Here is a 25,287-nt window from a genome sequence, read left to right as displayed (position 1 = left end):
TCTCGGCTGCGCTCGAGCGGGGGGACCCCCATCGCGTCGACGCCCTCCTCCGCCTTGCAGTTGGGCCCACCAGACCCCGCTCACCTGCGCTGATCGGTCACCGTTGCCTTCCTGCGACCTGATCCGCCGGACAGGCCCTAGGCCGAGGCGTGGGCGAGTGCGGTGAGGTCCGGGATCAGGGCGGCCAGTTCCTCCAGGAGACTGTCCATGCTCGTCACGTCGGGCATCGGGTAGACGAAGCACACCCCGTCCGCCGAGACCGAGACCGCGGGTCCCGCGAACCGGGCCAGCCGCTGGGGCAGGTCGGAGGCGTAGAACCGTTCGGCCGTCCCCGCCGGGTCGTCGCTCATCGTGAGGTACGGGACGCCGCCGGGGGAGCGCAGGCCGAGCTTCGCCGCGCTCCAGTCCCGCTCGAGGCGCAGGGCGGGGCGGTCGCCGGGCACCTCGAAGCACACGATCAGCCAGTGCCGTACGTCCCTGCGCCCGGACTGCTCCCAGCGCCGGGCGACGGTGACCCGGTGCTCGTCGAGCGGGCCGGTCGCGCCGAGGCCGCGCAGGGTGCGCAGCAGCCAGGGGAAGTGGCCCGCGTACCCCGCCCATTCGGCGCCGTCCGGGCCCCGTTCCAGTCGGCTCCAGCCGGGATCTCCCGCCAGGACGGCCATCGCCCGGTCCGCCTTGCGCGCCCGGCGCAGGGTGCGGGCCGCGAGGGTTCCGCCGACGACGAACGGGGCCAGGATGATGACCGACCACATGATCCAGGGAAGCATCGAAACCGATGTCCTTTCGCTCCGGGCGGGGGCGTGGGTACGCATCCTCGCCCGGGCGGTCGCGCCGGGACATCGTGGGAACTACGTAGGGGACTACGGAAAACGCACGTCCGCCCCGGCGCCTTGAGGGTGCCGGGGCGGACGTACCGGAGAAGCCGCAGAAGCCGTGGAGGCAGGCGTCAGGCGCGGGTCGCCTTGCGGCGGCGGGTGGCCACCACGATCGCGGCGCCGCCGGCCAGGAGCGCGGCGGCTCCGCCCGCGAAGAGCGGGGTGTTGCTGCTGGCGCCGGTCTCGGCGAGGTCGCCGCCACCGCCGGTGCTGCCGCCGGTGACGGGCGTGCCGCTCGACTCGGAGGCGGACGGGGTCGGCGTGGCCGACTCGGTCGACGTGGACTCCGAGGCGGAGGGCGAGGGCGAGGTGCTCTCGGACGAGTCGTCCGAGGGGGTGGACTCGGACGCCGACGGCGACGGCGAGGAGCCGCCGCCCCCGGCCGGGGTCGACGGGGGCGGGGAGGACGGGGGCTGCTCGGTGGACGTGCAGTCCTTCGTGCCGCCGTTCCAGGCCGCGATCAGCTTGTCCTTGATGACGGGACGGTCCGGGCCCTTGGGCAGGTTGCCGTGTTCGAAGCCGTCCTTCGCGTCGAGCTTGCCGTCGAACTTCACCGCGCCCCGGTAGAGGTCGATCTGGGCGTAGCAGCCCGCGTCGGGGACGGCGATGTCGAGGGTGTCGGTCTGGCCGGGCTTGACCGTCACGGTGTCGAAGTCGACGAAGACCTGCTCACCGGAGGTGCCGAAGGTGGCGCCGTGGGCGAGGTAGGAGGCCAGGGAGGCGGTGCAGGTGCTCGCGTCGCCCGCCGTGCGGACGGCGATGTGGACCTTGCCGTCCTGGGTCGGCTTGAGGTTCTGGTCGTCGACCCGCACCGAGTCGAAGAAGTTCTTGCCGTCGAGCGAGAACTGGCAGCGGTCGGTCCCCGTCTCGGTGCCCGCGCCGGTGCCGGGCTGGTAGTGCCCGCCGGACTTCCAGCCGTCGCCGCCGGGCCCGGAGTTCGCGAAGGCGCCGGAGGCGGCGGCCACGGAGGCGGCGCAGAGGGTGAGCGTGGCGGCGCCCGTCCCCAGCAGGCGGCGCACGGTGACACGTCTCGCTATGGACATGCGTATCCATTTCTTGGCGAATGCCGGTTCTTGGCGAATGCCGGGGCAATGCCAGGGCTGATTGGTCAGATCAGAGGAAGCGGAGAAACACTGGGCCCTTGGGTCACAGGCGCCACAGTGTTCGCCCATCGTCGTTCGCCTGCCAGATCGCTGTCAACCTGGGATAAACCCTGGGGAGTTCAAGTTTCCATCACGACTTCATCACGTGTGGAACGTTCCCCTCCGGACCGCCCGCGGGTTCCTTTTCCCGGCAAGCCGGACAGAATTCCGTCCGTGACCGACGCCCTCCGGCTCAGCCCTTTCCAACCGACCCGGCCCAGGTCGGGACCTGGCCTCAGCCGCCCGTGCCCGCGTTCGCGGCGGCACCCGCACCGGCACCGGCACCCGCACCGGCCGTCGAGTTGGCCGCGCCGCCCGCGATGCCGTCGATGTCCACCGGGGTGGACGTGGCGTTCGGCGGCGGGGTGAGGACGATCTGCGGCTGACCGGCGGGCGGGGCCGGCGGGGTCAGGTCCGTCTTGGGCAGCTTGGGCGCGGTGGTCTGCTGGAAGAGCGTCGAGTCGAAGTCGACCAGACCGGTCTTCTCCATCACCGTGATGTGGTCCAGGACGGTGTCGTTGGCCTGGTCGGCCAGGGCGCGCACCAGGGAGTTCTTCGTCGTCGACCGGATCTTCGCCACGGTGTTGAAGATGGAACCGTGCGTCATGCGCAGGATGTTGGCGAAGTCGGTGTCGAACTGCGCACCGGTATCGCCCTTGAGCTGGGTCACGAAGCCCTCCTGCTGGGGGCTCGCCACGTTGGGCAGCGTGATGTTCAGCATCGGCGCGATCTTGCGGCAGGTGGTGTCGAGGGCGGCGTGACCGTCGATGAGGTGCTCGCTCGCGGTGAGGACGGCCTTGCTCGTCCCCTTCTGCAGACCGATCTGGCCCACCGGGTACTCCCACAGACCGGCGGCCCGCACCTTCACGACGAAGTCGCGGTCGCCCTCGGTCAGGGGGCCCCACTGGGTGTTCGCGATGACTCTGTCGGTGGAGGTCGACACCGTGTCCAACCCCAGCATCGAGGGGTAGGCGAGGGCGCCGAGAGTCAGCGCCAGGGCTCCACCAACGAAGAGAGTTCCCATCGCGTTCCGCGAGAGTTGCACCGTTCCTCCTGCCCGGTCGGGGATCCGCCGACGGTAGGACTCCGGCGGGGGTCGGACGCACTGGAGTACGCATGGGGAGCCGCCGCGACTCTATGTGGTTCGTAAAATCTTTGCGGCTGTATGAGTTCCCATCAGAAACTGGCCGTTGAGCTGGGCCGTTGAACTGGGCCGTCGCGAGGGGGCGTCGATGCGAGCGAATGTCGTCGGGATCACGTACTACCCGGTGAAGGGGTGCGCGGGGGTCGCGCTCACGGAGGCGACGGTGACTTCGGAGGGGCTGCTCGACGACCGTGCCTGGGCGGTCGCGGACGAGCAGGGCGACCTCCGCTGGCAGGGCGCGGACCCGCGGCTCGCGGTGATCGCCCCGGAACTGCGGGACGGCGAGCTGACGCTCAGGGCGCCGGAGGCCGAGCCGCTCACGGTGACCGGACCCGGCCCCGGGGCCGACGCCTGGCTGACCCGGGTCCTGGGCCGCCCGAGCCGACTGGTCCGCACCTCCGCCGGGAACGCCTCCCGGCTGCACGTCATCTCCCGGGCCGGCCTGGACGCCCTCAACCGGCGCATCGCCGCCCGTGGCGCCGCCCCCCTCCCCATGAACCGTTTCCGTCCCAACCTCGTCGTCGACGGCTGGACCACCCCGCACACCGAGGACGACACCCCCCGTCTCGCCATCGCCGGCACCGAACTGGCGTTCACCCAGCTCACGGTCCGCTGCGCCGTCACCATGGTCGACCAGGCCACCGGCCGTCGCGCGGGCCCCGAGCCCCTGCGCACCCTCGCCGACTACCGCCGCGCGGACGGCGGGGTCGTCTTCGGCGCGTACTTCGAGGTACGGCGACCGGGACGGGTGACGGTGGGCGACGAGGTGAAGACGCTCGGGTGACCACCCCCACCCCCTCTCCTCCACCCATACGGCCCTCCCCACCCCTCCTCCTCGCCGCTCGCCGGTTCGAATGGGGGGATGAGCCCCGACGAGCGCAATCCGGAGAAGGGTGAGCTGGAGAAGGGTGAGCCGGGGAACCCCGAGCCGGAGTATCCCGAGCCGGAGTACCCCGTGGCCGCCCCCTTCTCCCCGCGTGTGTATGCCGGGCGGCTGTACCGGGCCGCCGGGGAGGCTGCTGCTGTGCGGCTCAGTGGGGTGCTTGTCACCGGTGGGCCCGATCTGGTCTGGTTGTGCGGGCACCGGCCGGGGAGCGCGCCGGATCGGCTCACCCTGCTCGTCCTCACCCCGGAGGCCGAGCCCCGTCTGCTGGTCCCCGCGCGCGATCTCGCGGACGTCTCGGCGGGGCCCGTCGCCGGTGCGGTCCGGCTCACCGCCTGGGCCGACGGCCAGGACCCGTACGCCGCCGCGGCCGGTCTGCTCCTGCCGCACGGCCACTACGGCATCGGCGACGCCACCTGGTCCGTCCATCTGCTCGGCCTGGAGGAGGCCCTGCCCCTCACCACCTACCGGCCGCTGTCCACCGCCCTCCCCCTGTTCAGGGCGGTCAAGGACGAGGAGGAGACGGGCCGCCTCGCCGCCGCGGCCGCCGCCGCGGACGCCGCGTACGAGGCGATGCTGGCCGTACGGTTCAGCGGCCGCCGTGAGTCCGAGCTGGCCGCCGACCTCGCGGGCCTCCTGCGCGCCCACGGCCACGACCGGGTCGACCGGGCCGGGGTCGCCTGCGGAGCCCTGGGCGCGGACCCCGGCCACCGGCCCGGCGAACGCAGGATCGAACCCGGCGACACGGTCGTCCTGGATCTCGGGGGCCGCCGGAACGGCTACGCCTGCGCCCTCACCCGCACGGTCCACGTGGGGCCACCGCCGGACCGGCTGCGCAGGCTGCACGAGATCGTCCGTACGGCCGAGGACGCGGCCCTGGCGGCGATGCTCCCGGGGGTGCCGTGCGCGGAGCCCGACCGGGCGGCCCGCGCGGTCCTCGCGGCCGCCGGACACGGCGCGGACGCCCTCCCGGCCACCGGTCACGGCCTGGGCGTCACCCCGTACGAGCCGCCGTATCTCGTCCCGGGCGGCACCGGGCTCCTCGCGCCCGGCATGTGTGTGCACGTGGCGGCGGGGGTCCTGCTGCCCGGCCGGCTCGGGGTGCGGCTCGGGGACACCGTGGTGTGCACGGCGGAGGGCGTCCGCAGGCTGGGCGCCGCCGACCCCGCGCTCGGGGTGGTCGGCTGAAACGCGGGTGATCCGGACGACCCGGACGGCCGGCTCAGGCCATCCAGAAGAACACCGCCGTCATCCGCTTCTCCTCCAGCGTCGTACCGCAGTAACCGGTCGCGCTGTGCACGAGGTTGGCGTGGTAGAGCAGCAGCCGGCCCGCGCGGTGCGGGACCCGTACGTCCTCCTCGAAGGCGTCGGGCGCGACGAACCGGGTGCCGAGGGCCTCGACGAGGTTGTGGTGCGGGGCCTGGACGACGTTGCCGCCGAGCCGCCCGCCCGGCAGCGACTGCCGGTAGAAGCTGGTCCCGCAGTCCTTGGGCACCGCGGGGTTGAGGTACAGCACGGCCGCGTACCGGCACAGCGCGCGCGAGTCGGAGTGCGGGCGGGCGGTGCTCTCGCCCTCGCCGACGACCTGGACGCAGTTGTGGTTGAGGGTGCCGCCGCCGGGCGCCTGCTGCACCCACAGCCGCCGGGCCCCGGTGGCCTCCCGTACCCGCCGCTCCACCCGGGCGAGTTCCCCGGGCTCCAGGCCGGGCATGGTCCGCAGCCCCGGCCAGCTCTCCGAGGTGTACGGGTGCCCCTTGACCCAGTCGTCCCTGGCCAGGCACCGCTCGCGGATCGCGGCGATGCCGTCCTCGGGGAAGACGTCGTCCAGGACCCAGTAGTCACGGCCCTTGGTGGGTTTGCGGTAGGGCAGGACGGGGAGGGCCGCCGCCGGCCTCGGCTGTGGCATGGACATGCGGCGAATCTAGGCCGGGGGTCCGTCAGGGCTCGCCCGCGATTTCCCCCGGAGTACGCAGAGAAGTGGTCAACGGGACGTCAATCCCGGTCAAGAGATCCTCTGTTGGAGGAACCGCCGGTTCACTGCCCCTCGGGGAGCGTGACGATCTTCCCGTTCTCGTCGAGGGTGTGGGTGGTCCAGTACTCGTCCCATCGGTCGCCGACGTACTCCGGGACCTTGCCCTCCGGGTAGCGGGCCCAGCCCTTGGGCGGCTCCTGGCCGTCCTGCACACACTGGCCGCCGCTGCTGTTGACGGCGAGGACCGGGTACTCGCCGTCGCCGCACTGCGCGTCCTGGATCCGGAACGAGCACGCGGACAGCAGCCCGGCGGCGGCGGTGGCCACCAGGGCGAGGCCCAGGGCACGGAGGACACGACGGCGGGCGGTGGACGTGCTGCTCACGGTGGACTCTCCCTCAGGTCGGCTTGTGGCACCAGCCTGCGGGAAGCCGGACGCACTCTCCTGAGTACGGGTACTCAACGGACGGGGGACGCCCTACTCGACCAGCGGCACGGATGCCTCAGAACCCCTCCCCCAGCACCCGTTCCACCAGCCGGAGTTGGGCGTCGGTCAGCCCGGGGTCGGTGAACTCCACCGGCGGCTGGTCGTCCACGGTCAGCGTGTACCGGTAGGCGTCGGGCACGCCGGGCCCGGACGGGGGCGGCCCGTCCGCCGCGGCGAGGACCTCGTACGCGAGCTCTTCCAGCGCGGCCCCGTCGGGCCGGGCGGCCGTGTCCGCCTCGGCCCGCCGGGGCACGCCGAGCAGTCCCCCGCTCCTGATCAGCCGGATGCGCATGTCGCTCCCGGTTCGGTGGACGGTTCAGTGGACACTCAGACCCACGTCGGACCAGGCCTTGACCACGGACTCCAGCTCCAGCCGGGTGCCGTAGAGCCGCTCGGCCGTGTCCCTCGTCGCCTGCGCGAACTCCTGGAAGTCGCAGGTCTCGGAGAGCCGCCCGGAGGTGATCGTCTCGTACCAGATGCGTCCCGCCCGCTCCCAGGCGAAACCGCCGATGGCGATCGCGGTCAGATAGAAGGCGTGGTTGGGGATGCCGGAGTTGATGTGCACCCCGCCGTTGTCGAAGTCGCCCTCGACGTAGTGGGTCATATGGCTGGGCTGCGGGTCCTTGCCGCCCAGCAGCCGGTCGTCGAACGCGGACCCCGGTTCCCGCATCGACCGCAGGGCCTGTCCGCGCACCTGCGGGGTGAACAGGCCCGCGCCGATCAGCCAGTCGGCCTGGTCGGCGGTCTGGTGGCGGTCGTACTGCTTGACCAGCGAACCGAAGACGTCCGAGATCGACTCGTTGAGCGCGCCGGACTGGTCCCGGTAGACGAGACCTGCGGTGTACTGCGTGACACCGTGGGTGAGTTCATGGCCGATGATGTCGACCGAGATGGTGAAGTCGTTGAACACGACGGCGTCACCGTCGCCGAAGACCATCCGCTCGCCGTCCCAGAAGGCGTTGTTGAAACGGCGACGGTAGTGGACCGTCGAGTCCAGCGGCAGATTGGCGTCGTCGATCGAGTGCCGGCCGTAGACCTCCTTGTAGAGCGTGAAGGTCAGACCGAGGCTCTCGTACGCGCGGTTGACCGTGCCGTCCAGCGACGGGTCGCCGCTCTCCCGCCGGACCAGGTCGCCGGGGAGCGCGGTGGTGTGGTGGGTGTCGTACAGCGTCCGGTCGAGGACGAACTCCGTGGGCGCGGCGGGGGAGGCCAGACTGGGCGTCTCGATCCGGTTCTGCCGGAAGTCGGCGTCGACGGCCAGCGTGTTGTGCGCGGCCTCCCGCACGTGCGGGTTGTCGGCCTCGGTGAGTTTTTCGAGGATGAACGGCGGCAGGATGCCGCAGACGGGGCGCATGGGGGTGTCCCTCCTTGCAAGAGGGCTTGTACGAAGGGGTGATGGGCCACGGGTCCCCAGCGCGGGGACCCGGGGCCGGGGCCGCGTGACTCACGCGGGCCGAAGGGGTCCCATGCTTCTTATTCTGCGCCCGGGCGCTCTCTCCCGCATGCCGGGCGGGTGACGGCGTCTCAGTACCGCACCGCCCGCGCCACCCGGGTCTTCACCGTGCCGGTCAGGTCGCGGTTGCTGCGGGCCGTCGCCGTGCCGGTCTTTCCGGCGGCCACGTCGGAGACGGTGACGACGACCGTGTCGAGGAGGTTGCCGTCGGCGTCGGTGAAGTCGACCTGGACGGCGAAGGACTTCGTGGAGTCCGCGGTGTTGGTGACGGTGACGTCGACCGTGGCGCGGCCCTGGTCCGTGCCGGGCGTGCCGAGCTTCGCGTCGGACTTCACGTCGACGCCGTCCTTGATCTCGGCCAGCTGCCGGCCGGCCTCGGCGGTCGCGGACTCGAACGCCGACGCCGCCTCGGAGGCGAGGGAGGAGGCGGCCGCCGTGGCCTCGCCGCCCAGTGACTCCGCCGCGGAGGCGGCGATGCTGGCGGCCTTGCTGGCGGCGGACGACACCGACGAGGGGGTGTTGTCGTCCGAGCAGCCGGTCAGACCGACGGCGCAGCAGACCGCCACCGCCGTCAGCAGCACGCCCTTGGTGCGCGGCATCTCGCCTCCTGATGAGTCCCGGGACTCCTTCCAGTGAAGGCGCGGCCGGGCCGCAGCGCACGCCGGGTCACCCGGACGGATGGCAGACGCTCACCGGTCCGCCGGGGAGATCAGCGTTTCGCCTTCTTGTACCGGCGCATCAGCTCCACGATCCGCGTCTGCTCGGCCCCCGCGTTCAGCGCGGCCAACAGGTCGTCCGGGCACAGCTCGTAGAAGTCGCCCCACCAGCCCCGGCGCCGGTGGTCCCAGATGCGATACCCGCCGGGAACGCCCCGGGCGACATAGCGCCGTCTGCTCAATTCCGTCCCCCTCGTCCCCCCGTCCCCCGTGAGTGGCATCCACAGTGTCCGCCACGGCCTTCATCCCTCGCGCGGATTTTCGAGGCCCGTCGTCCTCCCCGGTGACACCTACGCACCCTTCACGCTCGGCGATCATGTGCTTACGCTGTGATGGTTGATTGGTGGATCGGTGGAGAGCGTGTGCGGGAGTGGCATGGGATTCGGCTTCGGACAGCGGCGCGGCGGACAACTCCCCGTCGAGATCACCAGTTTCGTGGGCAGAGCCGAGGAACTCGCTCTGATCAGGGACGCGGTGGTGCGCTTCCGGCTCGTCACGCTGGTCGGCCCGGGCGGGGTCGGCAAGAGCCGTACGGCGCTCAGGGCGGCCGGGGCCTCGGCGGCGCGGTTCGGGGACGGCGTCTGGCTGGTGGAGCTGTCCGCGCTGCACGATCCGGAGCTGGTGCCGGCCACCCTCGCCGCGGTGCTGGAGCTGCCCGAGCAGCCGGGGATGACCCCGCTGGACGCGGTGGTGGAGCATCTGCGGGAGCGGCGGATGCTGCTGGTGCTGGACACCTGTGAGCATCTGGTCGACGCCTGCGCGATGCTCTGCGACATCCTGCTGCGGGAGGCGCCGGGGCTGACGGTGCTGGCCACCAGTCGGCAGCCGCTCGACGTCCCCGGCGAGCACTGTGTGCCGATCACCCCGCTGAGCAGGGACGACGCGCTGGAGCTGTTTCTGCGCCGGGCCAGTGCCGTCACCACCCTGAGCGAGGACGACCGGCAGCGCACGCTCGCCCTGGTCGACCGTCTCGACGGGATGCCGCTCGCCCTGGAACTCGCCGCCGTACGGCTGCGCGCGGTGCCGCTCGCGGAGCTGGTGGCGCGGCTGGGCCGGCGGTTCGAGGTGCTGACGGGGGGCCGCCGTACCGCGCTGACCCGGCACCAGACCCTGCGGACGGCCATCGACTGGTCCTACGACCTGTGCACGCCCGAGGAGCGGCTGCTGTGGGCGCGGCTCGCGGTGTTCGCGGGCTCCTTCGAGCTGTCGGCGGCCGAAGCGGTGTGCGGGGGCGGGGAGTTACCGCGGGCGGAGGTGGTGGGCGCGCTGATCGGACTCGTCGACAAGTCCGTCGTGCAGCGCATCGGGGAGGACGGCGGACGCTACCGGCTGCTGGACACGATCCGGGAGTACGGCGCGGGGCGCCCGGCCGGGGCGGAGGGCGCCGCCGACGCCGTACGGCAGCGGCACTTCGCGTACTACGAGCGGCTGGTGGGCCGGTTCTGGGACGAGTTCCTGAGCCCGGCGCAGGTGGCGCTGCACCGGGCGGTGCGGGAGGAGATCGCCGATGTGCGGGCCGCCCTGGAGTACGGGTGCGCGGAGCCGGGGCGGGCGGTGGACGCGTTGTGGCTGGCGACGCGGCTCGGGCCGTACTGGCGGGCGGCGGGCACCCTGTCGGAGGGGCGGCACTGGATCGACAAGGCGCTGGAGCCGGTCACCGAGGACTGCCCGGAGCGGGCCTGGGCGCTGCTGATGACCGGGATCTTCGGGGTGTGGACGGCGGATCTGGAGACGGCGCTGGAGCGGTTCCCGCGGGCCCACGAGGTGGCGCGCCGGGTGGGGGAGTCGCGGGTGGAACTGTCGGCGGAGGCGTATCTCGGGGCGATGACGGCGTTCGGCGGGGCGGTGGAGCAGGGGCTCGCCGAGGTGGAGTCGGCCCGGCTGCGGATCGTCGCCTCCGGGGACCGGCTGGGGATCGGGGTCGTGCACTACGAGGCGGCCCTGCTGCGGGCCGTGTTCGGGGACCCGGCGGGCGCGCTGGAGCTGTGCGCGACGGGGCTGTCGTATCTGGAGGAGTGGGGCGAGCGGCAGCTGTACGCGTCGACGGTGACGACGAAGGGCGTCATCCACATGCTGGCCGGTGAGGACGCCGAGGGCGAGGCGTGTCTGCGGCGGGGTCTGGAGGCGGTGAGCGAGATCGGGGAGGTGCTGGTGGCGGCGCTGGCCGCGCTGGGTCTGGCCTGGCACGCGGCCCGGGGCGGCCGGCCCACCCGGGCCTGCTGGCTGCTCGGGTACGCCGAGAACGCGCGCCGGCTGAGCGGGGATCCGGTGGCGCTGCTGCCCCGGCTGGTCGAGGAGCAGGAGGAGGTGCAGCGGGCGGTGCGGGCGGCGCTCGGCCCGGAGGCGTTCGAGCGGTGGCGGGAGACGGGGGCGCGGATGTCGGGGCGGGAGGTGCTGGAGGCGGTGCGGGCGGACGCGGAGGTGCCGGAGGGCCCGTCGGCCGCCGTACGGCCGCCCGCTCCCCGGAGCGCCGCCCGCCCGGCGGACTCCCTCACCCGGCGCGAGCGGGAGGTCGCCGCGCTCGTCGCCCGCGGGCTGTCCAACCGGGAGATCGCCGAGCGGCTCGTCATCTCCAAGCGCACGGTGGACGCCCATGTCGAGCACATCCTCGCCAAGCTGGGCATCACCTCCCGCACGGAGATCCCGGCGACGGTGACGGGTCCGTAGGCGTACGTAGGTAGAAACGCCGCGGTCTCCTGTGGGGTAGGTGTACCGATCTTCCGCCCACCGGTGTGCGGCGGCGCGCCGGGCGCGGCAGCCTGGTGGTGCCGCCCGGGGCCGGGACGGGCCGGGGGCCGACAGGCCGAACCCTCGGTCGGCGCTGTCATGGCAGGCGTCCGGCACCGGACCCGCCCCCGGCGGCACGCGGGGCTGCCCCTGGTCGGCGGGGCAGCCCCCTCCAGCTGTGACCTGGATCCAGAATGTGACCTGGATCACATAAAGGCCTGTCACGTCCGGCCCCCGCCGTCTGTCCCATGGACGTCACCGATGGACGTCACCGACCACCCGGACGGTGACCCCACCCAGGGAGTCGGCCATGACCACCACGCACCGCAAGCAGCGCACCAGCCACCACATCGTCGTCCTCGGCGCCGGCTACACCGGTATGTTCGCCGCCATCCGGCTGGCCCACCGCACCCGCCGCACCGGCACCCGCGTCACGCTGGTCAACCCCTCCGCCCGGTTCACCGAGCGGCTGCGGCTGCACCAGACCGCCACCGGCCAGCACCTCGCCGACCACCGCATCCCCGACCTCCTCACCGGCACCGGCGTCACCTTCGTCCAGGGCACCGCCACCGCCCTCGACCCCGAGGCGCACACGCTCGTCCTCGACCGGGGCGCCGCGACCCTCTCGTACGACACCCTCGTCGTCGCCCTCGGCAGCGCGACCGACACCGGCCCGGTCCCGGGGGCCGCGCAGCACGCGTACACGCTGAACGGGCGCGAGGCGGCCGGACGGCTCGCGGCCCGGCTCGACGGGGCGGGGTCGGTGGCCGTGTGCGGCAGCGGGCTCACCGGGGTGGAGACGGCCACCGAGATCGCCGAGTCCCACCCCGGTCTGCGCGTCACCCTCGTCGGAGCGGAGGAACCCGGCGCGCTGATGGGCGACCGGGCGCGGGCCCATCTGCGCCGGGCCCTGGACCGGCTCGGCGTCGAGGTCCGCGCCGGGGCACGGGTCGCCAAGGTGCTGCCGGACGCCGTGGAACTGGCGGGCGGGGAGACCCTCACCGCCGAGGTGTGCGTGTGGACGGCCGGGGTGCGGGTCCCGGCACTGGCCGCCGAGGCCGGCCTCACCGTCGACGAGCGCGGCCGGATCGTCACCGACCCCACCCTGCGCTCGGTCTCGCACCCTTCCGTGTACGCGATCGGCGACTGCGCCGCCGTCCGCATGCCCTGGGGGCTCCTGCACGGCACCTGCGGCAGCGGGATGCCGACCGCGCAGTACGCCGCCGACGCCCTCGCCCGCCGGCTGCGCGGCAAGGAGCCGGGGCCCTTCCGGTACGGGTACGTCCACCAGGCGGTGAGCCTGGGCCGCCGGGACGCCGTCATCCAGTTCACCCACCCCGACGATCGCCCGCGCCGCGCCTGCCTCACCGGCCGGGCCGCGGTCCGCTACAAGGAACTCGTCAGCTCCAGCCCGGTGCCGTTCTACCGGCTCAGCCGGCGGATGAACGTGAGCGCGACCCTTTCCCGGGCCGGGCGCGCCTCCTGAGCGGACGAGGGGAGACGATGGACGTCATGACCGAGACGGACCAGTACCTGGAGCACCGCCGGCTGCTGTTCGCGACCGCCTACCGCATGCTGGGCAGCGTCGCCGACGCCGAGGACGTCCTGCAGGACGCCTGGCTCCAGTGGGACAAGGCCGACCGGGCCGCCGTCCGCAACCCGCGCGCCTATCTGGTCCGCACGGTCACCAACCTCTCCCTCAACCGGCTCACCTCCGCCCACGCCACCCGCGAGCGCTATGTCGGCCCCTGGCTGCCGGAGCCCCTGCTCACCGCACCCGACGCACCGGCCGAGGAGACCGAGATGGCGGACACCGTGTCCACCGCGATGCTGGTGGTGCTGGAGACCCTGTCGCCCGTGGAGCGCGCCGTGTTCGTGCTCCGGGAGGTGTTCGGCTACTCCCACGCCGAGATCGCCCGGATCCTCGACCGGCCCGAGCCGACGGTCCGCCAGACCGCCCACCGGGCCCGCGACCACGTCCGCTCCCGCCGTCCCCGCTTCGACGCCGACGACACCCGCCGCGCCGAACTCACCACCCGTTTCATCGACGCCTGCGAGGGCGGCGACCTGAACGCCCTGATGGAACTCCTCGCCCCCGACGTCACCTGCTGGTCCGACGGCGGCGGCAAGGTCACCGCCGCCCGCCGTCCCCTCGACGGCCCCGACCACGTGGCCCGCTGGATCCTCGGCGTCCTCGCCAAGCCCCAGTCGGCGGGCGTCCGGATGCGGCCCGCCGTCCTCAACGGCGAGCTCGGCATCGTCTACGTCATCGGCGGCACCCCGGTCGGCGCGCTCACCTTCGACCTGGCGGACGGCCGGATGCGCAACGTCCGCATCCAGGTCAACCCGGACAAGCTCAGCGGCCTGCGAGAGCCGCCAGCGGCTCCCCGGTGAGCCGGCAGATCCGCCACTCGTCGAGGAACTCCACACCGAGCGAGGTGTAGAAGTCGACCGTCGGCTCGTTCCAGGCCAGCACCCACCACTCGAACCGCTCCCAGCCCTCGCGGACACAGTGCGCCGCGAGGGCGCTCAGCAGGGCGACGCCATGACCGGCGCCGCGGGCCTCGGGCCGGACGTAGAGATCCTCCAGGTGCATGGCCCGGGTGCCGGTCCAGGTCGAGAACCGCGGGAACCACAGGGCGAACCCCACGGCCTTGCCCGTGTCGTCGTCCTCGGCGATCAGGACGTGCGCGGCGGGACGCTCCCCGAACAGGGCCTCCCTCAGCTGCTCCTCGGTGGCGCGGGCCTCGTGCCCGGCCTTCTCGTAGGCGGCGAGTTCGCGGATCAGGGCGCGGATCTCGGGGACGTCGTCGACGGTGGCGGCTCGGATCATGGGCGGAGCATGGGCCAGGGGCGTGCGCCCTGTCCACGCCGTTTCAGCTGCCGAGCCGTACGTCCTTCTCCCTCAGCCAGGGCAGCGGCGCCACCGCCGAGCCCATGTACGGCGTCCTCCGTACCTCGAAGTGCAGATGGGGGCCGGTGGCGTTGCCGGTGGCGCCGGCGAGGCCGAGGCGGGTGCCGGGGAAGACGCGGTCGCCGCGGCGGACGTCGATCCGGGAGAGATGGGCGTACTGGGTGAAGAAACCGCCGGGGTGGCGGACGACGACCTGGTTGCCGAAGCCGTCGCCGCAGGTGGTGGCCTCGACGGTGCCCGGTCCGACGGAGTGCACGGGGGTGCCGGCGGGGACGGCGAAGTCCTGTCCGGTGTGTCGGTGGGCCCAGCGGTCGCCCTTGGCGGCGTAACCGGCGGAGAGCCAGTAGCCGCGGGTCGGCGCGGTCCAGGGGCCGCCGGTGCGGTGGTGGGGCTCCCGGCCGCGCCGCCCGACGGGGCAGTGGCCGGCGCGGCCGGAGGGGTCGACCACGACCGGATCGCCGCCGCTGTCTCTGCCGCCGCGGGGGTCGCCGTCGCCTCCGGCGCCGGAGGGCGCGGCGGTGAGCAGGACCAGGAGGACGGACAGCCCGGCGGTCGCCGTAGCGAGGGAGTGTTCTCGTCGCATTGTGTGATCATCGGACCGGCGAGGGGGAGGGCCCGGGCACACCGCCCGACACACACCCTTTTTCAGTCGAACGGCTCCACCAGCAGCCTCCGGTACACCTGCGACGACCTCGGATTCGCCGGGCACCGCCACACGCCGTGCGGGCAGTAGTCGCTGATGGTCTGGTACAGCGGCCGCTGCCGGGCGAACCAGGTGAGCATGCCGCGTACGTACGCCGGGTTGTCGCCGTTGCGGAACAGCCCCCACTCCGGGTACGAGAACGCCTTGTGGTGCGCCCGCGCGAACCGTACGTGCTCCGCGAGACCGTACGGCTCATGGACCTGTTCGTCGAAGGACATGCCCCGCGGCTGGTCGTAGGCGTCCATGCCGATCACGTCGACGTACCGGTCGCCCGGGTAGCAGAGGGGCCACGGGACGGCGTCCCGCCCCCGGTTCGGCGCGAACTCGAACCGGAACCGCTGCCCCGGCACCGACCGCATGGTCTCCACGATCCGCACCCAGTACGCCTTCCAGGCCTCGGGGTCGGGCCCGCACCGATGGGTGTAGGTGATCCCGTTCATCTCCCAGCCCACCACCAGCACGGTGTCCGGGATGCCCAGCGACACCAGCCGGCGGGCCAGCGTACGGAAATGCCCGTCGTACGCGCCGTCCGCCCCGTCGTGCAGCAGCCTGCGCACCGTACGGTCCGACAGATGCGCCTCCGCGCGGTCCAGCATCGGCACGTTCAGCACGAACAGCCGGTCGGCGCGGGCCCGGCGCCACTGCGCCCAGTGGTGCAGATCGCCGGGCTCGCCCTCGATGTGGCCCCACCGGTCCCCCGCCAGATAGGCGTGCCCGACCCGGGGCGTGGCCGGCCCGAGCCAGCCGTCCAGCTCGGAGATCCGCCGCACACCCTCCGAGCCGTAGCCGACGTACGCCCCGAAGGGCGCGGGCGGCGGCCCGCCGGGCGACTTCCCGTCGGGCACGCCCGCCGCCCACTCCCCGTCGGGGACGCACGCGGGCCCGGCGAGCAGGACGAGGACGACCAGAAGGAGCGTCAGGAAGGGGCGAACGGGGCGGATTGCCGACTGGAGCACCGGTTCATGATGACCGCAAGCCCCCCGCCCGCAATCCGGACTCGCCCTCGAACCACCCGTACTGGGGACGCGGTTCGCGCACCAGGAAGACATCCACGGCGTCCTCCTCCTCCAGCGTGAACCCGTGCCGTTCGTACAGCCGCCGGGCCGCGCTGCCCTGCAGCACGTTCAGCCGCACCCGCCGCCCCTCGCGGTCGGCGGTCTCCAGCAGGTCCCGCAACAGGGCGGTCCCTATGCCCCGCCCCTGCAGCCGGGGGGCGAGATAGAAGTGCTCCAGCCAGTGCGCGTCCTCGCCCTGCCGCAGCGCGACACACCCCACCACCGTGCCGCCCTCCTCGACGACCAGCGTGTTCCCGGGCGCCCACGCGTCCCGCAGCCGCTGCCGCACCCGGTGCTCGTCGTACCGCCCGAGCCGCTCCAGATCCCCGCGCATCGCCACCGCCCGCACCTCGGCGACCGCCTCTACGTCCGCCTCGGTCGCCTGCCGCGTCCGCCACTCCGCCTCAACCATGCGGCGATGCTATGAGGCCGCACCCGGCAACCGATGGGCCGGTCGGCGGCAACGGACCACTGAACGGCCAGTACGCGCATCCGTTCCCCCCACAAGGAGCCAACCATGCGCAGAAACCACAGGCACCGCAGCCCGCACAGGCACGCACGGCACCTGGCACGACTGTTCACCGTCCTCGCGGCCCTCGCCGCCCTCCTCCACACCACCGGCGTCGCGGCCCCCCGCGCCGAGGCCGCCGAGGAGTGGAACCCGCCCACCACCCTCGTCCAGCCCCTGAACGAGGTCTGGAACCACGTCTCCTCCACCTACCCCGACCTCTACGGCTTCCGCAACTACGGCTGGGACCAGGTCATGGCCAACCGGGGCAGCGTCAACTACTGCGTCCGCTGGGAGTCCGACGCCCCCGTCAGCACCGCCCTGCGCGACCGGATCCACGCGGCCCTGAAGAAGCAGTTCGCGAAGTGGATGGCGGCCCAGGTCGAGAACGGCCGGGGCTACGACAACTGGCCCTACACCACCGTCCCCGTCAACATCGTCGGCTGGGCGGTCCGGGACCGCGCCCAGCTCCAGTGGACGGACACCTCGGTGGACATCTACTCCGGCATCCTCGACGGCGCCGGCGCCCCGCAGTGCGCCCCCGACTGCGGCCGCTTCTTCCACCAGGACGGCAACTACTCCCGCTGCCCCGGCGGCACCACCCGCCACTACGACCAGTCCCTCTGGCTCACCAAGGGCTTCCAGGGCGGCGCCGGCGGTGACTGGGGCCAGCGCGTCGGCCAGGAGTACTTCGTGGGGGCCCTCGCCCAGGAGAACATCCACATCTACCTCCACGAGGTCGGCCACACCTTCGGCCTCGACGACTTCTACGACTGGACCCCCACCGGCCAGTGCTGCTTCCTCATGAACGCCGGCACCGCCACCCAGATCACCGACTTCGACAAGTGGATGCTCCGCGACTTCTGGCGCCACCTGAAGGGCCGGTACGGACTCTGAGCCACCCGGCACCTCGTGATGTTCCGTCAACGATTCCTCTTCAGCAGGCAACCCTGACCCGCCCTTTACCTGTCTCACAGAGTGCTCACAGTCCTCGGCCGGCGGGTGCGTGGGGTGCGCCCGCGGGTGATGGCCGGGGTGTGGGCTGGCCTGTCCGATGCCACTGACCATGGCACTCGCAGACGAGGAACCGATGACCAGATCGCAACACCGTAAGGGCCTCAAGCGCGGCGCGTTCGCCGCGGGGGCCGCGCTCACCGTCGTCGCCGTCGCCGGGGCCGCCCCCGGCGCCGGCGCGGCGCCGCAGAGCACCGCAGGGAAGCCGAAGCTGAAGCTGATCGCCGCGTCGAACGCGGTGACGCTCGACCGGTACGAGTGGGACGGGGGCTTCCAGCTCGACTTCGACCTCGGCACCTATCTGACCGTCGACAACGCGCCGCTGGAGTTCAAGACCACGCGCAAGTCGTACAAGGACCCGGTCGTCGTGCAGCAGATCCTGCGCAACGGGTCGAAGGTGACCACGAAGAAGCTGCCCGCCGGGCTCGTCAAGGACTTCAAGGGGCTGCCGGACTTCCTGGAGGTCTCCGTGAAGAACAGCGCAGGGACGGAGGTGAAGAAGATCAAGAGCACCTTCTGCCCGAACAACGCCTCCGGACGGCTGCGCCCCGACGCGCCCGCCACCTCGCACTATCCGGAGAGCTGCCCCACCAACCCGTTCACGCTGGGCTCGGTGTGGGGTGTGGAGAAGGGCTGGGCGGCCAACACCACCACCCAGGACTACGACCACCCGGTGGACCTGGCGCCCGGTGAGTACACGGCCAAGGTGTCGATCGCGAAGAAGTACCGGGATCTCTTCGGCATCCCCAACACCCAGCCGACCATCAAGGTGACCGTCCGCCAGAACACCGAAGGCGGCGGTGGCGGCGGGGCCGGGCTCACCCGCGGCTCCTCCGCCATGTCGCACGACATGGCCGGCATGGACCACAGCGGCATGGCCGGGATGGACATGTCCGGCGGCGGGCACCACTACGGGCCGCGCGGCGCCGACGCGCCCGTGCCCTCGGCCCTCTCCCACGCCCTCGAGGACCGCGGTCTCGCCCACCACCTCGGGGACGGCTCCGGCCACACCGACGGCTCGCGCATCGCGCCCGCGCTCAAGGCCAACAGCAAGCGGCCGAGCGGACGCGCGGCCGTTCCCGCCAACGCGCCCAAGCCGGACCTGCGGTCGCTGCCGGCCTGGGACATCGCCATCACCGACGGCGAGGACGGCGACGCCGCCGGCCGCGACTACCTCGCCTTCAGCGCCAACGTCTGGAACGCCGGCCCCGCGCCGCTCGTCGTGGACGGCTTCCGCAAGCCGGGCGCCGACCTGATGGACTCGTACCAGTACTTCTACGACGCCAAGGGCAAGCAGATCGGCTACACCCCCGCCGGCACCATGGAGTGGGACCCGCGGATCGGCCACGAGCACTGGCACTTCACCGACTTCGCCAGCTACCACCTGCTCTCCGCCGACAAGACCGACATCGTCAAGAGCGGCAAGGAGGCCTTCTGCCTCGCCAACACCGACGCGGTCGACTACACGGTGAAGAACGCCAACTGGCACCCGTACAACACCGACCTGTCCACCGCCTGCGGCCAGAAGAGCTCCATCTCCGTCCGTGAGGTCCTCGACGTCGGCTCCGGTGACACCTACACCCAGTACCGTCCGGGCCAGTCCTTCGACATCACCGACCTGGCGAACGGGACGTACTACATCCAGGTGGTGGCCAACCCGGCCAAGCGCCTGAAGGAGACCAACGTCAACAACAACGTCTCCTACCGCAAGGTCGTCCTGGGCGGCACGCCCGGTCACCGCACGGTGAAGGTCCCGCCGTACGACCTGATCAACGCGCCGTGATCCCAGAGGGGTTGATGTAATTCCCCCCGAGGGGTTGGTGGCGGACATGTCAGGATGAGCGCCGTCATGAGCGCCGCATCCACGACCCCCGCCACCGACCCCTACGACCGGCCGCCCTACCGCGTCCCGCCCGCCCCGGCCCGCCCCGGCCCGCCTCGGCGGGCGGGGCGCCTGGGCACTCGACCTCCTCCTGCCCTGGCGGCTCGCGGCCCGGATCTACGGCCCGTTCCGCGTCCTCGGGTTCAGCGCCGCCGACCTCGGCCTCCCGGGCGGGGCGGTGGCGTCCACCCTCGCCGAACAGGCCGTCGATCCGCTCATCGAGCGGCTGCTGCTGCCCCGTGCCCTGCTCGGACTCGGGATCCTCGCCCTCCTGGCCGGGCTCCTGACCGGCGAGGGGCTGCTCGATCCCGTCGAACAGGGCTTCACCGACGCCCTGCTGATGCTCGGCACCGGCCCGGTGGCGCTGCTCCTGGCCTGCGCCCCGCTCGTCGCCCTGGCCCGCCCCGGCACCCGCGGCCGGGTCCTCCGCCTGTGCCTGCGCCCCCTTCTCACCGCCCTGATCACGGCCGCCTTCTGCGCCCTCTCCGTCTACTGGGCCCTCCAGGGCTACGACTACCACCTCCCCTCCGCCGTCTGGATCCTCCCGGCGCTGTTCCTGGTCCCCTGGCTGACGGTGTTCTTCGGCTCGGTCCTCTTCCTCGTGCACCGCAACGCCTTCGGAGTCGGCGGGCATCCCCTGGTCCGCCCGCCGGCGAGCGTTCCCCTGGCCTGGCTGACCGCGTCGGCCCACTCTCTCCTGATCGACTTCGCCCAGGCCCACCCCGGCTCCCGCCCGCTCCCCTCCTATTGGGTGGCGCTGCTCGCGGGCCCGATCGGTGTGACCGTCACGGCCGTCGTCGAGGTCGTTCTGCTGCGCCGCCGTCACGGTGTCGGCTTCCGGGGGCCCCTGCCCGGCCGGCGTACCCCGCCGCCCCGGCTCACCCCGGTGCCCGGCGCCCTCGTGGAGCGGGTCCGCGCCGACCTGGCCCGGGGCATGGCCCCCTTCTGGCCGCACTGGACCGACCGCAACGGTGTCGTCTGGGCCGCCACCCCCGTTCTCCACCGCCGTGAGCAGGTGATGTGGCCCTATGTGCCCGCCTTCACCGACGCGGTCCGGCCCACCCTCCGCTCGGACGTGGAGCGGGCGGCGGGCCCCCTGCAGCCAAGGTGACGCAGGTCACATTCAGGGCGGTCACACTCGTCCGGGCCGTTCCGTCAGAGAGGTGTAACCAGCAGACAGCGAGCTCACGAGGAGATCACCATGGACGCGCGCCTCAACCTCTTCGCCAACCCGGTCGCCGGCAAGTTCACCCGGTACATCAACTCGGCCGGCAAGGTGATCGCCGACTCCACCCTGCCGGCGGCTACCCAGGAGCTGGTGAAGCTCCGCGCCAGCCAGATCAACGGCTGCGGCTTCTGCACCGACATGCACAGCAAGGACGCCGCGCACGCCGGCGAGACCGCCCAGCGCCTGTACCTCGTCGCGGCCTGGCGGGAGGCCAAGGTCTTCACCGAGGCCGAGCGCGCCGCCCTGGAGCTGACCGAGCAGGGCACCCGTATCGCGGACGCGGCGGGCGGCGTCACGGACGCGGCCTGGGAGAACGCCGCCAAGCACTACGACGAGGACCAGCTCGCCGCCCTCGTTTCCCTCATCGCCCTGATCAACGCCTACAACCGCCTCAACGTCGTCGTCCAGCAGCCGGCGGGCGACTACCGGCCGGGCATGTTCGGCTGAGGAGGAGCGGGGCGGAACGGTGCGAGGGGCGGGGTGACCGGGGGCGGTCGCCTCACCCCCGTCCCCGCGCTCGGTCGAGGTTCTTCTCCAGAAGGGTCACGTACGCGTCCATCAGTTATCTAGCGAGGGGACCCGCGCGTTTACGCGTGGGGGGAATCGCTTCTCTGGGCTGCTCTGGCCTCAACTATGAGCACGGATCTGCACTGTTAACCCCGGCCGACTAGATGTGTGTCACGTATATAGTGATCGTTGTGAGCGTGACGCGGAAGGTTCGCCGGTACTCCGGCGGCGTGTACGACTTGGGGCTGCACGTGGTGTGGTGCCCGAAGTACCGCCGTCGGGTTCTCGGTGGGCGTGTCGCGGTACGACTGCGTGAGCTGCTCGAGGCGAAGGCCGCTGAGAAGGGCTGGGAGATCATCGCTCTTGAGGTGATGCCCGACCACGTGCACCTGTTCGTCAAGCACGAGCCGAAAGCCTCCGCTTCTTACGTCGCGAACCAGTTCAAGGGCTTCACCTCACGCGTGCTCCGTCAGGAGTTCCCGCACCTGAAGTCGCAGATGCCCACCCTGTGGTCGTCGTCGTTCTTCGTCGCCTCAGCCGGCGCGGTCAGCGCGGACACGGTGGAGAGGTACATCAACACCCAGTGGGAACGACCCTGGACGAAGAAGCAGGAGGAGGACGCCGAGCGTGCACCGCGCGTATAAGTTCCTCCTGCGCCCCACGGTCCGTCAGACGCAAGCCCTGTCCGAGATGCTGCGGGATCACTGCTCGCTCTACAACGGGGCTTTACAGGAACGCCGCGACGCCTACCGGCACAGCTCGAAGACGAGCATCAAGTACGGCGACCAGTCCGCACAGCTCAAGGAGATCCGGGCGTTCGATCCGGAGCGTCAGGGCCGCTGGTCGTTCTCCTCGCAGCAGGCCACCCTGCGCCGCCTGGACAAGGCGATGCAGGCCTTCTTCCGGCGAGTCAAGGACGGGGAGAAGCCCGGCTATCCGCGTTTTCGTGGGGTGAACTGGTTCGACACGGTGGACTTCCCCAAGGACGGCGACGGCTGCCGCTGGGACTCCACCCCGCACGACCCGGTCACCCGCGTCCGGCTGCAAGGCGTCGGACACATCCGCGCGCATCAGCACCGCCCGGTGCGCGGCCGGGTCAGGACCGTCAGCATCAAACGCGAGGGACGGCAGTGGTACGTCATCCTCGCCTGCGACGAAGTACCCGCCGAACCGCTCCCCGCGACCGGCACCGTGACCGGCATCGACATGGGCGTAGCCCACTTTCTCACCACCTCTGAGGGCGAGCACCAGCCCAGCCCGAGGCACGGGCGGCTGGGCGCCGAAGCCCTCGCCGACGCTCAGCGAGCACTCAAGGCGTTCCCCCGGTGCAAGCGGGACAACCGCAGCGCGAAGCACCGCCGGGCGGTCGAGAAGGTCGCCGCTCTGCACCGCAAGGTACGACGTCAGCGCACCGACCACGCGCACAAGACCGCGCTGGCGATGGTCCGCGCCTACGACACGATCGCGCACGAGCGCCTGAGCATCGTCAACATGGTCCGCGCGCCCAAGCCCAAGCCCGACCCCGAAATCCCCGGCGCGTTCCTCCCGAACGGTGCTGCCGCGAAGGCCGGGCTGAACAAGAGCATCCACGACGCGGGTTGGGGGGTGTTCCTGGGCATCCTCGCGCACAAGGCTGAAAGCGCCGGTCGTGTACTGATCCCGGTGGACCCCCGCAACACCTCCCGCACCTGCCCCGCCTGCGGGCACGTGTCCGGCGAGAACCGCACCACACAAGAGAAGTTCGAGTGCACCAGTTGCGGACACACCGCCAACGCCGATCAGGTCGGCGCACTCAACGTCGCTATCAGGGCCGGGCTGGTCCTTCCCGCCGTGGCCTAGCCACGACAGGAGAAGCCCCCCGGATTTATCCGGGGGGAGGAGTCACGAAGTGGTCGCGGATGCCGTCCGACGCGGGGGCGAAGGGGTCGGCGGTGGCGCCCTTCGCCTTGTCGGCGAGCAGGCCGAGCGCCGGCATGTGGTCGTGGAGTCGGCCGTCGGCGTCGGGGGCATGGTGTGCGGCGAGGAGAAGTGGCGGAAGCGGTCGAAGCCCCAGGAGCGGGTGAGCCGTTCCGCCTGCTCGGGGGACCGGTAGGCGGCGCGGGCGGCCTCGGCGAGCCAGTAGGCGTGGGCGAGGGAGTAAGCGGAAGCCGAGTGGTCCAGGGGCGCGGGTACGGACATGGGGCAGACCTTCCGACGAACGTGCTGGTGTCGCCGTAGATCTTGGTCGTCGGACTGCCGTGCCCGAGGGCGCGGCGCTCGGCAAACGGAGGGCGCGGGGGTGCGGGACGGGGCGCGCGGGGGTGGGCTGATGTGCCGTCTGATCTGCGTCGGAGGGCAACCATCGGGCGACGATGTGAGTCTCCTGAGTCGTCTGTGCTCGCCGGACGTATTCCTACCTGCGTGTAGTGTTCCGGCGTTCGGCGGTGACCACGCCGGCGACCCGAGCACGGTGTACGGGGTAACGGCCGATGCGGAGGGACGAGCGCCGGTGAGCGGAACGAGAAGGCGTGGACACACTCCGATGGAGTCGGTCGGCCGGGGGAACAGGAGCCGTGGCGGCGGCCGTACGAGGCTGACGCGGCGCGGGCGGATCGTCGCCTGGGGCGGCGGGGTGACCGCCCTGGTCGTCCTCGCGGTCGGCGGCGTCGGCGCCTGGATCTACCAGGACCTCAACAACAACATCGAACGGGCCGACGTCGACGGCAAGCTGGGCGCGGACCGCCCCCAGAACCTCAGCCCGGGCTCGAAGAACATCCTGCTCGTCGGGTCCGACAGCCGGGACGGCGCCAACGCCAAGTACGGCAAGGACCTGACCACCATGCAGTCGGACACGCTGATGGTGCTGCACATCCCCGCGAACCGCGAGTGGGCCTCGGTCGTCTCCTTCCCGCGTGACTCCTGGGTGGAGATACCTTCCTGCCAGAAGGGCGACGGGGGCACGTCCTCCTCCCACCACTTCAAGATCAACGAGGCGTTCGCGATCGGCGGCAGCGGCGGCGAGGTCGCCGGGGCCGCCGCGTGCAGCATCAAGACCATCGAGGCCAACACGGGTCTGCGCATCGACCACTTCATGTCGATCGACTTCTCCGGCTTCAAGGGCATGGTCGACGCGCTGGAGGGCATCGAGGTCTGTCCCGAGGCGGCCATCCACGACGAGAAGGCCCATCTGGACCTGGATGCGGGCTGCCAGACGATCAAGGGCGAGAAGGCCCTCGGTTACGTCCGCACCCGCTACAGCGTGGGCGACGGCTCCGACATCGGACGCATCGGCCGCCAGCAGGAGTTCATGGACGCCATGGCGAAGAAGGCCAAGTCCAAGCTCACGGACGCCGACGCGATGTACGGCTTCCTGCAGTCCGTCACCAAGTCCCTCACCGCCGACCCCGATCTGGCCGGCATCGAGCCGCTGTACGGGCTGGCGAACGAACTGAAGGGCATCGACAGCGACCGCCTGGCCTTCGTCACCGTGCCCAACTACGGGCGGGAGGCCGACCAGCCCACCGACAAGGCCAACGTCGTCTGGCAGTACCCGCAGGCCGCCGACCTGTTCACCTCCCTGGCCAACGACAAGGAGGTCACCAAGGCGCAGGTGGAGGCCGCGAAGAAGGACGTGGTGTACGCGTCCTCGGTGAAGTTCCAGGTCCTCAACGGCACCGGCATCGGCGGCCGGGCGGCGGCCGTCGCCGAGCGGCTCACCGAGGCCGGCTACAGCCTCGCCGGCACCGGCAACGCGCCCTCGACGGTCACGAAGACCACCGTCACCTACCCGGCCGGACTGGAACGCCAGGCCGCCGCACTCGCCTCGCGCATCCCGAACGCCCGTGCGGTGCAGGACGCCTCGGCGACGGCCGGCGTGGTCACGGTCGTCGTGGGACCGGACCTGAAGGTGGAAGACGTCGCTTGATCATCAGCGGTCGTGAGTGCTCGGGAAATGCTGTAAGGTTGATCTTGAGCCGGTCACCGGGAAACAAAAACGGTGAACGACCTCTGCGTTGGTGGTCCAAGGAAAGACGCCCCGCTTCCTGCGGGGAAATGCAGGTGCAAGGCCTGCCCGGCGCTCCGATGACGAGTCCCATCCC

At 71.8% G+C, this 25,287-nt stretch carries 26 protein-coding genes; 12 read left to right on the top strand and 14 right to left on the bottom strand.

Annotated elements, in window-relative coordinates; all coding sequences use genetic code 11:
* Positions 1-137: 137 nt before the first annotated feature.
* The 3 genes from ABZ464_RS44405 to ABZ464_RS44395 form a co-directional block, all read right to left on the bottom strand.
* Positions 138-767: a hypothetical protein gene (locus ABZ464_RS44405; RefSeq protein WP_359287618.1), complete on the bottom strand. Its 630-nt coding sequence runs from the start codon at positions 765-767 to the stop codon at positions 138-140.
* A gap of 179 nt (positions 768-946) precedes the next feature.
* Positions 947-1,918: an LAETG motif-containing sortase-dependent surface protein gene (locus ABZ464_RS44400; RefSeq protein WP_359287617.1), complete on the bottom strand. Its 972-nt coding sequence runs from the start codon at positions 1,916-1,918 to the stop codon at positions 947-949.
* Positions 1,919-2,252: 334 nt separating this feature from the next.
* Positions 2,253-3,041, bottom strand: a complete 789-nt coding sequence (locus ABZ464_RS44395; RefSeq protein ID WP_359287624.1) for a DUF4142 domain-containing protein — start codon at positions 3,039-3,041, stop codon at positions 2,253-2,255.
* A gap of 208 nt (positions 3,042-3,249) precedes the next feature.
* On the opposite strand from ABZ464_RS44395, the gene ABZ464_RS44390 reads away from it, so the two are divergent.
* Both ABZ464_RS44390 and ABZ464_RS44385 read left to right on the top strand, forming a co-directional pair.
* The gene (locus ABZ464_RS44390; protein WP_359287616.1) at positions 3,250-3,945 is read left to right on the top strand and encodes an MOSC N-terminal beta barrel domain-containing protein; all 696 of its coding nucleotides are present in this window, start codon (positions 3,250-3,252) and stop codon (positions 3,943-3,945) included.
* Between the two features lie 78 nt (positions 3,946-4,023).
* On the top strand, positions 4,024-5,232 hold the full coding sequence (locus ABZ464_RS44385; RefSeq protein ID WP_359287615.1) for a Xaa-Pro peptidase family protein: 1,209 nt from the start codon (positions 4,024-4,026) through the stop codon (positions 5,230-5,232).
* 34 nt (positions 5,233-5,266) lie between these two features.
* Here the strand turns inward: ABZ464_RS44385 and ABZ464_RS44380 are convergent, their stop codons facing one another.
* The 6 genes from ABZ464_RS44380 to ABZ464_RS44355 all read right to left on the bottom strand — a co-directional run bounded on the left by ABZ464_RS44380 (position 5,267) and on the right by ABZ464_RS44355 (position 8,852).
* A complete protein-coding gene (locus ABZ464_RS44380) occupies positions 5,267-5,956 on the bottom strand; it encodes a DUF6445 family protein (RefSeq protein WP_359287614.1) in 690 nt (229 codons plus the stop codon).
* Positions 5,957-6,078: 122 nt separating this feature from the next.
* Positions 6,079-6,357, bottom strand: coding sequence for a hypothetical protein (locus ABZ464_RS44375; RefSeq protein WP_359287623.1), 279 nt, complete (start codon positions 6,355-6,357; stop codon positions 6,079-6,081).
* A 160-nt stretch (positions 6,358-6,517) separates the two neighbouring features.
* Entirely contained in the window at positions 6,518-6,793 is a 276-nt protein-coding gene (locus ABZ464_RS44370; RefSeq protein ID WP_359287613.1) for a protealysin inhibitor emfourin, read from the bottom strand.
* 24 nt (positions 6,794-6,817) lie between these two features.
* On the bottom strand, positions 6,818-7,855 hold the full coding sequence (locus ABZ464_RS44365) for a M4 family metallopeptidase (protein WP_359287612.1): 1,038 nt from the start codon (positions 7,853-7,855) through the stop codon (positions 6,818-6,820).
* A gap of 170 nt (positions 7,856-8,025) precedes the next feature.
* The gene (locus ABZ464_RS44360) at positions 8,026-8,553 is read right to left on the bottom strand and encodes an FxLYD domain-containing protein (RefSeq protein ID WP_359287611.1); all 528 of its coding nucleotides are present in this window, start codon (positions 8,551-8,553) and stop codon (positions 8,026-8,028) included.
* 110 nt (positions 8,554-8,663) lie between these two features.
* Positions 8,664-8,852 (bottom strand): hypothetical protein, encoded by a 189-nt coding sequence (locus ABZ464_RS44355; protein WP_359287610.1) that lies wholly within the window; start codon positions 8,850-8,852, stop codon positions 8,664-8,666.
* A gap of 193 nt (positions 8,853-9,045) precedes the next feature.
* Here ABZ464_RS44355 and ABZ464_RS44350 point away from each other — a divergent pair, with 193 nt between their 5' ends.
* The 3 genes from ABZ464_RS44350 to ABZ464_RS44340 all read left to right on the top strand — a co-directional run bounded on the left by ABZ464_RS44350 (position 9,046) and on the right by ABZ464_RS44340 (position 13,791).
* The gene (locus ABZ464_RS44350) at positions 9,046-11,337 is read left to right on the top strand and encodes a LuxR C-terminal-related transcriptional regulator (protein ID WP_359287609.1); all 2,292 of its coding nucleotides are present in this window, start codon (positions 9,046-9,048) and stop codon (positions 11,335-11,337) included.
* 370 nt (positions 11,338-11,707) lie between these two features.
* Entirely contained in the window at positions 11,708-12,883 is a 1,176-nt protein-coding gene (locus tag ABZ464_RS44345; RefSeq protein ID WP_359287608.1) for an FAD-dependent oxidoreductase, read from the top strand.
* A gap of 26 nt (positions 12,884-12,909) precedes the next feature.
* The gene (locus tag ABZ464_RS44340) at positions 12,910-13,791 is read left to right on the top strand and encodes an RNA polymerase sigma-70 factor (RefSeq protein WP_359287607.1); all 882 of its coding nucleotides are present in this window, start codon (positions 12,910-12,912) and stop codon (positions 13,789-13,791) included.
* Here the strand turns inward: ABZ464_RS44340 and ABZ464_RS44335 are convergent.
* The 4 genes from ABZ464_RS44335 to ABZ464_RS44320 form a co-directional block, all read right to left on the bottom strand.
* Positions 13,754-14,230, bottom strand: a complete 477-nt coding sequence (locus ABZ464_RS44335) for a GNAT family N-acetyltransferase (RefSeq protein WP_359287606.1) — start codon at positions 14,228-14,230, stop codon at positions 13,754-13,756. The two genes, ABZ464_RS44340 and ABZ464_RS44335, sit on opposite strands and share 38 nt — an antisense overlap.
* Positions 14,231-14,273: 43 nt before the next feature.
* Positions 14,274-14,894 carry a M23 family metallopeptidase gene (locus tag ABZ464_RS44330; protein WP_359287605.1) on the bottom strand — a complete coding sequence of 207 codons (621 nt, stop codon included), beginning with the start codon at positions 14,892-14,894 and terminating at the stop codon, positions 14,274-14,276.
* Between the two features lie 62 nt (positions 14,895-14,956).
* Positions 14,957-15,970: a glycosyl hydrolase gene (locus ABZ464_RS44325; protein WP_359287604.1), complete on the bottom strand. Its 1,014-nt coding sequence runs from the start codon at positions 15,968-15,970 to the stop codon at positions 14,957-14,959.
* A 4-nt stretch (positions 15,971-15,974) separates the two neighbouring features.
* Entirely contained in the window at positions 15,975-16,481 is a 507-nt protein-coding gene (locus ABZ464_RS44320) for a GNAT family N-acetyltransferase (RefSeq protein ID WP_359287603.1), read from the bottom strand.
* Between the two features lie 105 nt (positions 16,482-16,586).
* Between ABZ464_RS44320 and ABZ464_RS44315 the strand changes: the two genes are divergently transcribed.
* The 6 genes from ABZ464_RS44315 (at position 16,587) to ABZ464_RS44290 (ending at position 23,047) form a co-directional block, all read left to right on the top strand.
* Positions 16,587-17,474 carry a hypothetical protein gene (locus tag ABZ464_RS44315; protein ID WP_359287602.1) on the top strand — a complete coding sequence of 296 codons (888 nt, stop codon included), beginning with the start codon at positions 16,587-16,589 and terminating at the stop codon, positions 17,472-17,474.
* A gap of 193 nt (positions 17,475-17,667) precedes the next feature.
* A complete protein-coding gene (locus ABZ464_RS44310) occupies positions 17,668-19,374 on the top strand; it encodes a lysyl oxidase family protein (protein ID WP_359287601.1) in 1,707 nt (568 codons plus the stop codon).
* 277 nt (positions 19,375-19,651) lie between these two features.
* A complete protein-coding gene (locus ABZ464_RS44305; RefSeq protein ID WP_359287600.1) occupies positions 19,652-20,584 on the top strand; it encodes a hypothetical protein in 933 nt (310 codons plus the stop codon).
* A 90-nt stretch (positions 20,585-20,674) separates the two neighbouring features.
* Complete coding sequence (locus tag ABZ464_RS44300) at positions 20,675-21,148, top strand: carboxymuconolactone decarboxylase family protein (RefSeq protein WP_055635004.1); 474 nt, start codon at positions 20,675-20,677, stop codon at positions 21,146-21,148.
* Between the two features lie 251 nt (positions 21,149-21,399).
* On the top strand, positions 21,400-21,852 hold the full coding sequence (gene tnpA / locus ABZ464_RS44295; protein WP_359287599.1) for an IS200/IS605 family transposase: 453 nt from the start codon (positions 21,400-21,402) through the stop codon (positions 21,850-21,852).
* Positions 21,836-23,047 (top strand): transposase, encoded by a 1,212-nt coding sequence (locus ABZ464_RS44290; protein ID WP_359287598.1) that lies wholly within the window; start codon positions 21,836-21,838, stop codon positions 23,045-23,047. The genes tnpA and ABZ464_RS44290 overlap by 17 nt, the downstream gene beginning before the upstream one ends.
* Positions 23,048-23,089: 42 nt before the next feature.
* Here the strand turns inward: ABZ464_RS44290 and ABZ464_RS44285 are convergent, their stop codons facing one another.
* Positions 23,090-23,386: a hypothetical protein gene (locus ABZ464_RS44285; protein ID WP_359287597.1), complete on the bottom strand. Its 297-nt coding sequence runs from the start codon at positions 23,384-23,386 to the stop codon at positions 23,090-23,092.
* A 343-nt stretch (positions 23,387-23,729) separates the two neighbouring features.
* On the opposite strand from ABZ464_RS44285, the gene ABZ464_RS44280 reads away from it, so the two are divergent.
* Positions 23,730-25,112 (top strand): LCP family protein, encoded by a 1,383-nt coding sequence (locus tag ABZ464_RS44280; RefSeq protein WP_359287596.1) that lies wholly within the window; start codon positions 23,730-23,732, stop codon positions 25,110-25,112.
* The last annotated feature ends 175 nt before the right edge of the window (positions 25,113-25,287 follow it).

Source organism: Streptomyces sp. NPDC005820, from assembly GCF_040630255.1.
Classification (GTDB): Bacteria; Actinomycetota; Actinomycetes; order Streptomycetales; family Streptomycetaceae; genus Streptomyces.
This window is presented reverse-complemented; position numbering and strand designations above follow the sequence as displayed.